This window comes from Butyricicoccus sp. AM05-1, assembly GCF_003474415.1.
Classification (GTDB): Bacteria; Bacillota; Clostridia; order Oscillospirales; family Butyricicoccaceae; genus Agathobaculum; species Agathobaculum butyriciproducens.
Genome location: NZ_QUDG01000002.1, coordinates 317,451 through 331,624, shown reverse-complemented (window position 1 = coordinate 331,624; position 14,174 = coordinate 317,451). Strand labels below are relative to the sequence as shown.

The 14,174-nt window shown below is 54.1% G+C and carries 12 protein-coding genes, 1 pseudogene and 1 other annotated feature; of the genes and pseudogenes, 11 read left to right on the top strand and 2 right to left on the bottom strand.

Annotation, left to right across the window (positions count from 1 at the left end):
- Positions 1–62 precede the first annotated feature (62 nt).
- From DW088_RS05545 to DW088_RS05495, 10 genes and pseudogenes are all read left to right on the top strand, one after another.
- Positions 63–1,448, top strand: coding sequence for a citrate/2-methylcitrate synthase (locus tag DW088_RS05545; RefSeq protein WP_118360057.1), 1,386 nt, complete (start codon positions 63–65; stop codon positions 1,446–1,448).
- A 254-nt stretch (positions 1,449–1,702) separates the two neighbouring features.
- Positions 1,703–1,870: a sequence feature (ribosomal protein L10 leader region), on the top strand.
- 10 nt (positions 1,871–1,880) lie between these two features.
- A complete protein-coding gene (rplJ, locus tag DW088_RS05540; RefSeq protein ID WP_110435457.1) occupies positions 1,881–2,447 on the top strand; it encodes a 50S ribosomal protein L10 in 567 nt (188 codons plus the stop codon).
- 78 nt (positions 2,448–2,525) lie between these two features.
- Complete coding sequence (gene rplL, locus DW088_RS05535) at positions 2,526–2,897, top strand: 50S ribosomal protein L7/L12 (RefSeq protein WP_118360056.1); 372 nt, start codon at positions 2,526–2,528, stop codon at positions 2,895–2,897.
- Positions 2,898–3,063: 166 nt separating this feature from the next.
- Positions 3,064–4,398, top strand: coding sequence for a 30S ribosomal protein S12 methylthiotransferase RimO (rimO, locus tag DW088_RS05530; protein ID WP_118360055.1), 1,335 nt, complete (start codon positions 3,064–3,066; stop codon positions 4,396–4,398).
- Positions 4,399–4,404: 6 nt separating this feature from the next.
- Positions 4,405–5,064 carry a CDP-diacylglycerol--glycerol-3-phosphate 3-phosphatidyltransferase gene (gene pgsA, locus DW088_RS05525; RefSeq protein ID WP_118360054.1) on the top strand — a complete coding sequence of 220 codons (660 nt, stop codon included), beginning with the start codon at positions 4,405–4,407 and terminating at the stop codon, positions 5,062–5,064.
- A gap of 363 nt (positions 5,065–5,427) precedes the next feature.
- On the top strand, positions 5,428–6,555 hold the full coding sequence (locus DW088_RS05520) for a Gfo/Idh/MocA family protein (protein ID WP_118360053.1): 1,128 nt from the start codon (positions 5,428–5,430) through the stop codon (positions 6,553–6,555).
- 116 nt (positions 6,556–6,671) lie between these two features.
- On the top strand, positions 6,672–7,565 hold the full coding sequence (locus DW088_RS05515; protein ID WP_118360052.1) for a TIM barrel protein: 894 nt from the start codon (positions 6,672–6,674) through the stop codon (positions 7,563–7,565).
- Between the two features lie 203 nt (positions 7,566–7,768).
- The gene (locus DW088_RS05510) at positions 7,769–8,788 is read left to right on the top strand and encodes a sugar ABC transporter substrate-binding protein (protein ID WP_118360051.1); all 1,020 of its coding nucleotides are present in this window, start codon (positions 7,769–7,771) and stop codon (positions 8,786–8,788) included.
- Positions 8,789–9,131: 343 nt separating this feature from the next.
- Positions 9,132–10,271, top strand: a pseudogene (locus DW088_RS05500) (sodium:solute symporter family transporter).
- Complete coding sequence (locus DW088_RS05495) at positions 10,234–10,470, top strand: hypothetical protein (protein ID WP_118360048.1); 237 nt, start codon at positions 10,234–10,236, stop codon at positions 10,468–10,470. Before DW088_RS05500 ends, DW088_RS05495 begins: the two are co-directional and overlap by 38 nt.
- Before the next feature lie 274 nt (positions 10,471–10,744).
- Here DW088_RS05495 and DW088_RS05490 read toward each other — a convergent pair whose 3' ends face one another.
- Positions 10,745–11,596 (bottom strand): AraC family transcriptional regulator, encoded by an 852-nt coding sequence (locus DW088_RS05490; RefSeq protein ID WP_118360047.1) that lies wholly within the window; start codon positions 11,594–11,596, stop codon positions 10,745–10,747.
- A gap of 113 nt (positions 11,597–11,709) precedes the next feature.
- Entirely contained in the window at positions 11,710–12,888 is a 1,179-nt protein-coding gene (locus tag DW088_RS05485) for an iron-containing alcohol dehydrogenase (RefSeq protein ID WP_118360046.1), read from the bottom strand.
- Positions 12,889–13,008: 120 nt separating this feature from the next.
- Here DW088_RS05485 and DW088_RS05480 point away from each other — a divergent pair, with 120 nt between their 5' ends.
- The gene (locus DW088_RS05480) at positions 13,009–14,004 is read left to right on the top strand and encodes a putative ABC transporter permease (RefSeq protein ID WP_158574618.1); all 996 of its coding nucleotides are present in this window, start codon (positions 13,009–13,011) and stop codon (positions 14,002–14,004) included.
- Positions 14,005–14,174 lie beyond the last annotated feature (170 nt).

The window sequence follows — 14,174 nt, the reverse complement described above, 5'->3', positions numbered from 1 at the left end:
TGCAGGATTGCGGTACAATATATTCATTATATAATTTATTGGGATGGAAAGGAGAAGGCGGAATGACGATTCAGCCTGATTATGTAAAGGAAGAACTTTTGCATGAACTGAGTGAGAGCTTTCGTATGCACAACCAGCTCCCACCCGATCTGTTTACGCGCTACCGCATCAAGCGCGGCTTGCGTAACGCGGACGGTACCGGTGTTCTGGTCGGTGCTTCTCATCTGGGCAATGTACACGGTTATATCGTCAATGAGGGCGAGCGTGAGCCGATCGAAGGCCGCCTGACCTATCGCGGATATAATGTATATGACCTGATTCACGGTCTGGAGCAAGAAAACCGCTTCGGCTTTGAGGAGATCGGTTATCTGCTTATGTGCGGCAAGCTGCCGAGCCGCCGTCAGCTGGCGGAATTTCAGCATACCATTGGTCTGGAGCGTGCCCTGCCGGACAACTTCACCGAGGATATGATCATGCGTGCGCCGAGCCGCGACATCATGAACAAGCTGGCAAGCGCAACGCTGGCACTGTATTCCTATGATGCGAACCCGGATGAAACCACGGTCGAGAACATTATGCGTCAGGGCATCAGCCTGATGGCCAAGTTCCCGGTTATCATTTCGCATGCGTATCAGGCAAAACGCCGCTACTTTGATAATGATTCCATGTTCCTGCATGTGCCGGATTCGAACCGTTCGACTGCAGAGAATATTCTGCACCTCATCCGTCCGACCGGCGAATTCAACGATGACGAGGCTAAGCTGCTCGACCGCTGTCTGATCCTGCACGCCGAGCATGGCGGCGGTAACAACTCGTCTTTCACCGTGCGTGTTACTTCTTCGTCCGGTACGGATACCTATTCGGCAATCGCGGCTGCGGTTTCCTCGCTGAAGGGCCCGCGCCACGGCGGTGCAAACCTGCGCGTCGTCAAGCAGTTTGAGGAGATGAAGGAGAATATCCACAACTGGAAGGATGAGACCGAGGTCGGCAATTATCTACGTAAGATTTTGAATAAGGAAGCCGGTGACGGCTCCGGCCTGATCTACGGCATGGGCCATGCGATTTACACCTTGAGCGACCCGCGTGCCGTTGCACTGAAGAAGGCTGCTCGTCCGCTGGCGGAAAAGACCGGCTATTCGGACGAGATGGATTTGATCGAGCTGGTAGAAAAGCTGACGCCGGGTGTCTTTGCCGAAATCAAGGGCAGCGACAAGCCGATGTGCGCGAATGTCGATATGTATTCCGGCTTTGTTTACAAAATGCTCGGACTGCCCAAGTCGCTGTATACGCCGCTGTTCGCTACCGCGCGTATCGTCGGCTGGATGGCACATCGCCTTGAGGAAGTTACCACCGGCGGTAAGATCATCCGTCCGGCGTATAAGCCTGTTGCGAAGAATGTCGAGTACGTTAATATTGATGAGCGGAATGACGGTCCGATCAACGACTGATTTTTAAGGCAATACTGCATAATTGAACAAGAGCGATTTGCGAGCAAATTTTGCGTGCTGACAAGGCGCGGTTTGCGGTAATACTTGATGTATTGCCGTGAAATCTCGGCAGCGCGGACGGAACTCGCGCAAGGAACCGAAGCCAAAGTCAGGACACAAAATTTCCGCAAAGCGCCGCAGCTTTAATTGTGCGGTGTTGCCTTGATTTTTAGTTTTTTTGAAAAAAAAGTGTTGACAACCCGCTCTATATGCGTTATACTAAATGAGCTTGGTCAAAGACAGCTGGCGCCGCAAGGCTTAAATGGCGATTTGTTCGCCGCCCGCCGAGGTCAACACAGACATGTTTATTATCATATTTGATTATGTTTTCTGTGTACCCTCCCTGTGTCTTTGCACCGGGAGGGTACTTTTATTTTACAGGAGGTGAAAATGATGCCGAACGCAAAGATTCTGGAAGAGAAGAAGGCTCTGGTCGCTTCCCTGGTAGAGAAGATCAAGAATTCTCCGGCAGGTGTACTGGTCGACTACAAGGGCATCAACGTAGAGGATGATACCAAGCTCCGCAAGCAGCTCCGTGAAGCTGGCGTTGAGTATGCTGTCATCAAGAACACTCTGATCCGCTTTGCAGCTAAGGAACTGGGTTTTGACGAGCTGGATGCGTGCCTGCACGGTACCACCGCTCTGGCAATCTCCACCACCGACGACGTTGTCGCTCCGGCGAAGATCCTGGCTGACTTTGCTAAGACCCACGAGAACTTCACCCTGAAGGCTGGTTACCTGGAAGGTAAGGCCATCGGTGAGGACGAGGTCAAGAAGCTGGCTGCTATGCCGAGCAAGGAAACCCTTATCGCTCAGGTACTGTACAGCTTCAACTACCCCATTATGCAGCTCGCTATTGCTTGCGATGCTATCGTTAAGAAGGCAGAGGGCAATGAGGAAATGAAGGTTGCTGAACTGGTAGCCCCGAAGGAAGCTGCAGCAGAAGAAGCTGCTGAGTAATTTCCCCGCACTGACTGATTTATTCGGTCAGGAACACATTTTAACTTAAAAATTATCTAAAATTGGAGGTTTAATCCCATGACTATCGCTGAGATTATGGAAGCTGTAAAAGAGCTCAAGGTTATGGAGCTCTCTGAGCTGGTAAAGGCTCTCGAGGAAGAATTTGGCGTATCCGCTACGCCGGTAGCTGTTGCAGGTGCTGTAGCAGGCGGCGACGGCGCAGCTGCTGCTGACGCTAAGACCGACTTCGACGTAGTTCTGGTTGACGCTGGCTCTTCCAAGATCAACGTTATCAAGGCTGTTCGCGAGATCACCGGCCTGGGCCTGAAGGAAGCTAAGGAGAAGGTTGACTCCGCTCCGCAGACCATCAAGGAGGCTGCTCCGGAGGCTGAGGCTAACGAGATCAAGGAGAAGCTCGAGGCTGCTGGCGCTAAGGTTGAGCTGAAGTAAGGTTTCCTTACCGAACCAACTGCTTGCAATCAAGCAATTCCAAAGACGCAGAGTGTTTGCTCTGCGTCTTTTTCTATGCCAAATTTTCCGTCAGTCAGTGGTGACAAACCCGAAATTGTGCGGTATAATAAAATAGAATAATAATGTGGACAAGAAGGAGAATCTCATGCCGAAATTAGGACTTATTTCGCTCGGCTGCGCGAAAAACCTCGTGGACAGCGAGCACATGCTGGCCCGGCTGCGGGACGCAGGCTGGGAGATCACCGAGGATATGACCGAAGCAGACGTTGGCGTTGTCAACACCTGCGGCTTCATCGAAGCCGCTAAGACCGAGGCTATCGAAACCATTCTGGAGACCGCCCAGAATAAGCAGACCGGCAATATGAAGGGTCTGGTCGTGACCGGCTGTCTGGTGCAGCGCTATGCTGACGAGATGCGCGCTGAGCTGCCCGAGATCGACGTATTCTGCGGAACGGGCAGCTATGATAACATCGTGGACGCGGCCAATGCGGCGCTCAAGGGTCAGCAGGCGGCGTACATGGCAGATATGACCTCTGCTGCACTCGACGGCAGCCGCGACCGCCTGACACCGTCCTACACCGCATACTTTAAGATTGCGGAGGGCTGCTCGAACACCTGCGCGTACTGTATCATCCCCAAGCTGCGCGGCCGTTACCGCAGCCGTGAGATGGCATCGCTGCTCGAGGAAGCGCGTGCGCTCTCTGACGCAGGCGTAAAGGAGCTGATCGTTATCGCGCAGGACATCACCAAGTACGGTATGGACCTGCCCGAGCACAAGCGTCTGCTGCCCGAGCTGCTGCGCGAGCTGTGCAAGCTGGACTTTACCTGGATTCGTCTGCACTATCTCTATCCCGACCAGATTACGGACGAGCTGATCGACGTGATTGCCGATGAGCCGAAAATCGTAAAATACCTTGATATTCCGCTGCAGCACGTTTCGGGGCGTATTCTGCGTGCTATGCACCGTCCGGGTGACGGCGCGGAATTTACCAGGCTGATCGAGGATATGCGCGAGCGTATTCCGGGTCTGGTACTGCGTACAAGCCTGATCGTCGGTCTGCCGGGCGAGACCGAGGATGAGTTCGCGGAGCTCTGTGAGTTCCTGCAGAATGTCGGCATTGAGCGCGTCGGTGTGTTCGAGTATTCGCCGGAGGAAGGCACGGAAGCTGCAGAACTGCCCGACCAGATCGATGACGAGACCAAGCAGAATCGCCGTCTGATCGTCGAAGAGCTGCAGTCCGGTGTGCTCGATGACTACAATACCTCCCGCCACGGTGAGGTCATGCAGGTGCTCTGCGAGGGGTTTGACGAGGAGCAGGGCCTGTGGTATGGCCGTACCTACGCGGATTCGGTCGAGGTAGACGGCCACGTCTACTTTGACGCGGCGGATAACGAACCGGCGGAAGGCGATTTCGTGTCCGTGCTCATCACTGAAAGCCTTGGCCCCGACCTGCTCGGTGTCCGTCAGAAGGAGGCATAATTTCCTATGACAACCGCAAATAAAATCACGCTGACCCGCATTGCGATGATCCCATTCTTCATCTATTTTGCGGCGCAGCCTATGCTGAATGTGGATACGACCGCCGCACAGGTGTCGTTTCCGACCTGCACGCTGATTGCGCTCATTCTGTTCTGCGTGGCATCGTTCACGGATTTTCTGGACGGCTATGTGGCGCGAAAGTACAATCAGGTGACGGATTTCGGCAAATTTGTCGATCCGCTGGCTGATAAGCTGCTCGTAGCCTCCGCGCTCATCCTGTTCGTGGAGCAGAAGGCAATGGCAGGCTGGATGGTCTGCGTTATCCTCGCGCGTGAGCTGATCATCACGTCTCTGCGCGTGGTTGCAGCCAATAAGGGCGTTGTTATGGCTGCAACGTGGACGGGCAAGGTCAAGACCTGTGTGCAGATTGGCGGCATCATCGTCATTTATCTGTATTATATCATCATGGGTGCGCTGGCAAACGGTATCGCTTTCGCGGACGGCGATGGTGTTACCGCTGTTATGTTCATCCCTCATGCGGATGGTATGCCGCTGCTGCTGACCATCGTCGGCTGGGTGGTAACGCTGGTTACCATTTACTCCGGCTATGATTATCTCAAGAAAAACTGGGATCTCATCAAGGACGGCGCGGTAAAGGCAAAGTAAAACCGCATACTGTTTCAGCCTCAGAGGTGCACTTCGGTGCACCTCTTTTTTATTATTTTCTCTGGTGCGGGAACAGAATAAATGTGAAAATCTTCTTATTTTGAAAGACTTTTCTACGCTAAATCGGTATTCGTTCAAGGTGTGCAAACGCACACATCCGGCTCTGTGCAAGCTGTACAAGAGGGGAAATAAAAGAGTAATTTTTGTATAGAACAGAGTTACACAGTGCATTGTTATATAACCTATTCGCGGATATAATATAGTCAAACAAACGAAAATACAGAAAGTTAAAACAAAACAAAAACTTCTGGTAAATCGTGAAAAGAGTATGTCTAAGACTTAAATGTCAAGGAGGAAATTATCATGAAAGAAATCCGTATTGGTCTGGTAGGTTCCGGCTGGATGGGCAAGGCTCATTCCTCTGCACTGGCTGACGCTGAGATGCTGTTTGGCCCTGACTACGGCACCGCATCCTTCGAGATCGTAGCTGACGCTAACGAAGAGGCTGCAAAGTCCGCTCAGAAGAAGATCGGCTTCAAGCGCATCTCCACCGATTGGCACGATGTAGTTACCGACCCGAACGTAGACCTGGTTGATATCGCTACCCCGAACGCTTTTCACTATGTAGTTGCTAAGGCTGCTCTGGAGAACGGCAAGAACGTATACTGCGAGAAGCCGCTGTCCATCTCCGCTGAGGAGTCCAGAGAGCTGGCTGAGCTGGCTGCCAAGAAGGGCGTAGTTAACTACGTTGGCTTCAACAACACCCAGAACCCGGCAAACGCTTACGTTCGTGAATTGGTTCAGTCCGGCGCTCTCGGTAAGATCATGCGCTTTACCGGCACCTACGATCAGGACCAGCTGCTCGACGAGTCCCTCCCGATCACCTGGCGCCACATCAACAAGCTGGCTGGCTGCGGTGCTCTGGGCGACCTCGGTTCCCACCTGCTGTCCATCTCTCAGTTCATCATGGGCGACATCACCAAGGTAAACGCAGTTGCTACCACCGTATTCCCGAAGCGTCCGAAGTCTGCAGGCTCCACCGAGATGGTTGACGTTGAGAACGAGGACATCATGACCTTCATGGCTGAGTATGCTAACGGCGCTATCGGCCAGATTGCTTGCTCTCGTGTTGCTACCGGCCGCAAGAACTACCTGACCTACGAGATTCAGGGTACCAAGGGCTCTGTTCGCTACGATCTGGAGCGCATGGGCGAAGTTCAGGTTTACTTCCAGTCTGACAACGAGCGCGACCGCGGCTTCCGCACCGTACTGCTCAACCCGCTGATGAAGGGTTACTCCGCATTCCAGCCGGCAGGCGGCATCTCCATCGCTTACAACGACATGAAGATCCTCGAGGTTCATGCTCTGTTCGACGCTATCACCAATGGCGCTGACTATGTAACCGACTTCGAGTTCGGCTACAAGATCGACCGCACCGTAGCTGCTGTTATCGAGTCCTCCAAGACTCACGAGTGGGTTGACGTTAAGTAAGTTGCCCGTTTACATCAATTAAAACATAATGCCGAAACGGTCTCCGGCGGGAGTGATTCCGCCGAGACCGGAAAGGCTGACAGTTTCCTGAATAATTTGACAGGGAGGATAAAATTATGGCTATCAAGATTGGTATTGCACCGGACTCCTGGGGCGTCTGGTTCCCGGCAAGTGATCCGAACAATGCAAAGCAGCCCCAGTGGTGGCGCTGTCTGGACGAAATGAAGGTTGCCGGCTACGAGGGCTGCGAGATCGGTCCGTGGGGCTATATGCCGAACGACGATCCCAAGGTGCTCAAGAACGCTATGGACGCGCGCGGCCTGACTCTGGTAGGCGCTACCGAGGGCGGCAACTTCCTTGATGACGCGGCTGTTGAAGGCATGCTCAAGGACATCGACGATATCTCCAAGCTGCTGAAGGCTTTCCCGAGCGCGAAGTATATCGTTCTGCTGCCTCCGATGTACACCAACCTCGCTACCGGTGAGCTGGAGATGAATCCGGAGCTGACCGACGAGGAGTGGTCTACTTACTGCAAGAACGTGCAGAAGTGCGCGGACCGCTGCGCAGCGAACGGCTTTATCGGTCTGTTCCACCCGCATGTAGACAGCCACGTTCAGACTGAGGAGCAGATCGAGCGCTTCCTGAACGACACGACCGTCGACCTGTGCTTCGACACCGGTCACCATGTGTACGGCGGCGGCGAGCCGATTTCCTTCTACAAGAAGTGGGCGAAGCGCATCCCGTACATCCACTTCAAGGACTGCGATCTGGCAGTCAAGGCTAAGATGGACGAAAACAAGTGGTCTTTTGCCAAGGCTGTAACCGAGGATATCATGGTTGAGCCGGGCAAGGGCAGCATCGACTTCACTGCAATGCATAAGGCACTCGACGAGTGCGGCTATGACGGCTGGTGCGTTGTTGAGCAGGACCTGTTCCCGGTAAAGTCCTTCGACGTACCGCTCGAAAAGGCGACCATCGGTCGTGAGAACCTCCGCAAGGCGGGTTTCTAATTAAGTAGTAATCGCAATACCCATTTTACAATCGCATCTACACCATTCCCGTTTTCATTATTTTGTTATCCGGTCCCTCTTGAATTTCCGCTCCAACAGAAAATCAAGAGGGACTGCTGATAAAGAGTACACGCAAGTGCGAAATACACAAGCGTAAAAGGGCGCTGAGAGAGCAGGGCCCGGAAAAAGAAAGGAGAAAAATTATGAACAAGAAGAGAGTGTTAGCGATGTTGCTGGCAGGTGCGATGGCATTATCGATGACCGCATGTGGCGGCGGTAATTCTGCCTCGACCGATGGCAGCAGTAATGACGGTGGCGCATCCGCTTCCGGCGGCAGCTACAAGGTCAGCGTTATCCTGAAGACCCTGGCGGCCGAGTACTGGCAGTATGTAAAGTCGGGCGCTGAGGACTATGCTTCCGAGCATTCGGGCAAGGTTACGGTAGAGGTTAAGGGTCCAAGCTCTGAGACCGCTTTCGATGAAATGCAGAACATGATCGAGACCGACCTCAGCTCCGGCAGCTATGACGGCATTGTTATTTCTCCGCTGCAGTCGGATACCGCGGCGCAGCTGGTCAGCGGCACCAAGCTGCCGATCGTTGCGATCGACACCAACTTCACGGCACCGGAGGTTAAGTCCTTCGTAGGTACCGGCAACGAAGCTGCTGCCAAGAAGGGCGGCGAGGCTGCTGTAGAGGCTGCCAAGGCTGCCGGCTGGACCGATATCAAGTGCATTGAGATCGCAGGCGTACAGGGCGACCAGACCAACACCGCTCGCATGAACGGCTACAAGGCTGGCGTTGAAGAAGCAGGCGGCACCTTCCTGAGCGACGAAGTACAGTACGCAGACGCAACTGCTGACCGCGCTACCACCGCTATGGAAGCTATCATGCAGACACATCCGGAAGGCATCGCAATCATTTGCGCAAACAACGACGATATGGCTATGGCAGCAGCCCGTGCAGCGCAGGGCCATGACGCATACAAGAACACAATCTTCCTCGGCTTCAACGGTGACCGCGCTGCTTGTGAAGCAATCCTGGCCGGCCAGATGACGATGTCTGTCGCCCAGATGGCTTACGAGATGGGCTACAAGGCTGTTGAGACCATGGTTCAGGTTCTGGACGGCGAGACCGTTGACGAGTTCGTTGACTCTGGTTCTGACGTAGTTACCCCGGACAACGCGCAGGAGCGCCTGGATACCCTGAAGACGCAGCTCCACTAAGAAAACTGCATTTCGCACAAACGCAGATTGTGCGATAATGTTCATGCGTAAGATCCTCTCTCCGGATCGGCAGGAAAACGCTCCAACGTTCTGCTAATCCGTAATGGATATAACGCAAATTTCAAAGATCCTTTCTCTCATTCTATTTCTCTGTATGGTGGTGCCCCCTGCTCCTGCCCAAGCAGGATCAGGGGGCATTGCTATGGAATGAAGTTGGATGAGATAGACAAAATTAGCAATTCCGTACAGGTTATCCTGCAGGCTGCAGAGAAAAAGAGGGACACGCTGCTGCAAACACCCGTGGCAGCGTATTTACACAGCAAACAAGAGGGATTTCGAGAAAATGGTATTTACGCTGGGTTCATTTGTGCTTGTCACTGTAGCGGTGGCATTTGTAAGCTGGCTTAAAACCAAGGGAACGGACGAGACCAGCAAAGACGGTTACTTCCTTGGAGGCCGAAGCCTGAGCGGTCTGGTTATCTTTGGTTCTCTGATGATGACCAACCTGTCTGCGGAGCAGCTGGTAGGCCGCAACGGTCAGGGCTATGCAGCCGGCATGACTGCAATGGGCTGGGAGACCATGTGCCCGATCGCATTGACGCTGATGGCGCTGTTCTTCATCCCGAAGTATTTCAAGCTCGGCATTTCCGCTATCCCGGAATTTCTGGAAAGCCGCTTTGACCGCGCAACCCGCGTCATTGTATCGTTCATTTTCCTTGTCGCTTATATTGTAACCATGCTGCCGCTGGTGCTGTACGCAGGCTCGGTAGCGATGTAGCGTATCTTCGGCATTACCGCACTGATGGGCGGCAACCGTTTCATGGCAACCACCGTAATGTGCGTTGCACTCGGCGTAATCGGCGGTATCTATGCAATCTTCGGCGGCTTGAAGGCCGTAGCCGTATCGGACTCTCTGAACGGCATCATCTTTATCATCGGCGCGGTCATCTTGATCCCGGTTCTGGCGTTTATCGCACTGGGCGACGGCAGCATCGCAGAAGGCATCCGCATTTTCGCTACATCCTCTCCGGAGCACCTGAATGCGATCCAGCCTGCTGACGCACAGCCGCCGTACATTCCGTGGCCGATGATCGTACTTGGCTGTGGTATCAACCACATCTCTTACTGGTGCACCAACCAGTCCATCATGCAGCGCGTACTCGGCGCTAAGAACCTGAAGGAAGCACAGAAGGGCTCTCTGCTGACCGGTCTTACCTGCGTATTCTGCCCGATCTTTCTGGTAGCGCCCGGCGTTATCCAGTTCATCTATTATCGCACCGTTCCTGCTGTATCTGCCGGCCGGCATCAGCACCTTCCTCAATCAGATGTGGGGTTACTACGGCGTTCCGGTTCTGGCCATCGTTGTTATGGGTATTCTGGCTCCGCGCATGCCGAGCTTCGCACCGAAGGCTGCCATCATTGTCCATATCGTATGCTATGGCCTGATGATGAACCTTCTGCCGTTCCACTTCCTGTACTTTGAAGTAGGCGCATTCGTAATTGACCTGATCCTGATGGCGATTCTGACCAAGGCTGCACCGCGCAAGGAAGCATATGTACTGCCTGATCTTGAGGTTGTTGATATGACCCCGTGGAAGTATCGCAAGCCGGTCATTGCAGTTACGTTCATCCTGCTGGCAGGCATTTATGTGCTGTTCTCTCCTCTGGGTCTGGGCGGCTAAAGGCTTCGCCTCGATTGAAACCACGGTTTCAATCGAATTTCGACGAAAAAACGCGTCCTGCGAACACATTTTTTCGTCCCTTGTATAAAAAGGCAGGCGCTATCCTTGCGCGACTTCTCGGTCGCGCTGTGCGTACACGCCCCGCCTTTTTATGAATTTGCTTCGCAAATTCGATTGAATGCGTGCTGCCGCACGAAGCACATTGCGGACAGCCGGAATTACGATTTACAAGAAGAAAAGACAGACCGTTTTGCGGTCTGTCTTTTTTGTGCGTTTAGAAGGAAATTGACCGGAACGCCGTCGGTGAAATATCCGTTTCCTGCCGGAATGCCCGCGCAAAGTGCGATGCACTGTTGAAGCCGCAGTCCTCGGCAATCTGCTCAACGGTCAGGTCGCTGGACAGCAGCAGACGCTTGGACTGACGCAGACGGTACTGCAGCAGATACTCATGCGGCGTACAACCGACGTATCGCTTGAAGCTGCGGATAAAGTGGGATTTGCTGATGCCGCACATCTCAGCAAGGTCGTCCAGCGAAATGTCATCAGCAAAATGACCGTGAATGTACGCCAGTGCCGGTGCAAGCAGCTCGCTGATGACGGTGGTTCGCACGGTCTGCGATGCCAGACCGCCCAGAATGCTGTGGACGGCAATGGAAATCTGGTGCTCGTTCATGGAGGCAAACTGCGTGCTCATGCCGTACTGCGCCGAGTGCACAACCGTGCGGAACTGGTCCTTGAGCGACAGCATCGGCTGCTTTTCGTGCACAAGGCCAAAGCGCTCGGTCAGATATTCGGTGTACTGCTTGCTGCTTGCACCGTTGAAGTGAAACCAGTAGAAGTCAACCTTGTCCGGACACCAGTAGCAGTGCGGCTTGCGGCAGTCGAACAGCGCTATTTCACCCTCATGCGCCTCAGCGGTCATACCGTCTGTGCGGATGCAGAGCGAACCGCTGTTGATGTAGATCAGCAGGTATTGGTCAATGCCGTTTCGTTCGATCCGGTAATCGCTGTTGCAGATGAACTGACCGAACTGCGGGCAGTAATACAGCGCACTTTTCGCAAATTCGGACGGCAGTGAGAAGTCCATGAAGGACGGGGTCAGTACGCCGGTATCTACAATTTGCATAAAATCCCTGCTTTCATTTGTTCTCGATAGCGATGAGATACAGGGGGCGGCTGCTGCACAGCCTTCCCTTCGCAGCTGTTACGCTTATTGCACTGCCTTTGTCACAGGCGGTTTTACTCCGCCAGCTTATAAATCTCGATGATAGCCTGTTCATCAAGTGCGGAATAGCTCTTGACCGGACCCTTGACCGTGCGGACGGTATTTGCGGCCAGCTGTGCGTAATTCTCCGGCTTGATGCCAAGCTGCGACAGATGCGTCGGCATGCCGATCTCCTCAAAGAAGCGCTTCATGGTCAGGATGCCTTCGCGTGCGGTGCGCTCGGGATGGTGGAAATCCATCTCCACGCCAAATACGCGGTTCGCCAGCTGAGCAAAGCGCGGAAAGTCGTTCTTCATCTCGTACAGCGCCCAGGCCGGGAACAGCACGGACAGACCGGCACCGTGTGCAATCTCATCGCGGAACGCGGACAGCTCATGCTCAAGCTTATGCACCGGGAACAGGCGCTTGCGGCCGCAGCCGGTGTAATCGTTATGCGAAACGCTGCCGGCCCACATCAGGGACGCACGCGCCTCATAATCGCGCGGATTGGCGATTGCCCGGCGGCCGGCATCGCGCACGGCAATGAGCAGACCTTCGGCAATGCGGTCGGTAATGTCGCTTTCGCCGCCTTCCGGCGTGAGGTAACGCTCGAGTGTGTGCATCATGATGTCCACAATGCCGCAGCCGGTCTGGAATTTGGACACAGTATAGGTGTTCTCCGGATCAAGGAAGCTGATGCGCGGACGGTTGGTCTCGCTCGTGATACCGCGCTTCTCCTTGGTCTCCTCGTTGGTGAGTACGCAGGAGTTGCTGCTTTCCGAGCCGGAGGCTGCCAGCGTCAGCACAGTGCCGACCGGCAGCGTGGTATCCGGCTTTGTGCCGGTGGATGCAAACTGCCACGGATCGGTTTTGGTGGCAACGCCCATAGCGATGGCCTTTGCCGAGTCGATTACCGAGCCGCCGCCGACTGCCAGTACAAAGTCGATGCCCTCTCGCTCTGCCAGTGCAATGCCCTTGCGGACAAGCGATACCTTCGGGTTCGGCGATACACCGCCCAGTTCAACAAAGGCAAGACCCGCCGTAAACAGGCTCTTTTCCACACGGTCCAGCAGACCGGAGGTACGGGCGCTCGAGCCGCCGAAGTGCACTAAAATGCGGTGTGCTCCCAGCTCTTTCAGACGCGGGCCGATCTGTTCCTCAATATCTTTACCAAATACAATCTCAGTCGTGGTGTGCAGATTAAAATTCAGCATTAGGCGTTCCTGCCCTTCCTATTAAAATAGTATGATTCTATTATATCGTTCCCCTTGCAAAAAGTCAAAAAATTCGATAGAATAAATAGATGCGAAATCCAAATCATGAGGAGTGAGAGCGTGTATTACAGTTATTCCGCTGCCCAGTGGCTGCTGGTTTTCTACCTGTACTGTATGCTCGGCTGGTGCTTTGAGTCCACCGTGGTCTCGGTAGGACAGCGCAGACTGGTCAACCGCGGCTTCCTGCGCGGCCCCATGCTGCCGATTTACGGTTTCGGCGCCGTGATCCTGCTGCATGTTTCTCTGCCGTTAAAGCAGCATCCGGTGTGGCTGTATCTGGCGAGCATGATCGCGGCGACTGTGTTTGAATACATCGTCGGCGTGGTGATGGAAAAGATATTCAAGGTAAAATACTGGGATTACTCCAAGCAGAGATTCCAGTTTCAGGGCTATGTCTGCCTGCGCTCGTCACTGTGCTGGGGCTTTCTCGGCCTGATCCTGACGAGCGTCATTCATCCGCCGATTGAAAAGCTGGTGCTCGGTCTGCCGTTTATCGGACTGATCGTGATCGACGTTCTGTTTTCGGCGGCATTTATCAGCGATGTGATCGTATCCGTACGCAGCGCACTCGATCTCGCCAAGGTGCTCGAGGAACTCGACCGTCTGCGCGAGCAGGGAGCCGAGCTGCGACAGCAGCTGTCCGAGACTGCGCTTGTTGGTCTGACCAACCTGTCCTACCGTGTAGAGGAAGCGCACGGCGAATTCACTGAGAAGGTGGGCGAGGCGAAGGCGCAGTTTGCCGAGCGTGTGGGCGATGCCAGGGAGCAGCTTGCCGACGCGAAAGCGCAGCTCTCCGAAAAAATGGACGATGCGAAGGAACAGCTTGCCGCCATGCATGAAATGCGCTCCGATGAGCGCAGGGCGCAGACCGAAGCTGCACGCGAGCAGCTGCAGGCTAAGCTCGACGAGCTGCAGCGCCGCTTTGACGAGCGGGCAGCCGCACTCGGCCGCACCCGCAAGAGCCTGCTGCGCGGCAACCCGACCGCCCGCTCCGAGCGTTACACTGAGGTGCTCGAACGGCTGAAAAAACGCCTCGATACACACACGCACCGGTAAAACGCAGCTAACTTCCTTATAAAACTACACAAAATGCACAAACTAATGCAAAATGCAGCAGGATATGCTTGCTGTTTCGTCAGTTTTTCACTTGCTAAAATACCCGTTTCGGGTGTATATTAGTAGTACCCGCTGAACCTATCATTTTACTCGGGTTTTCGCACGTCGAA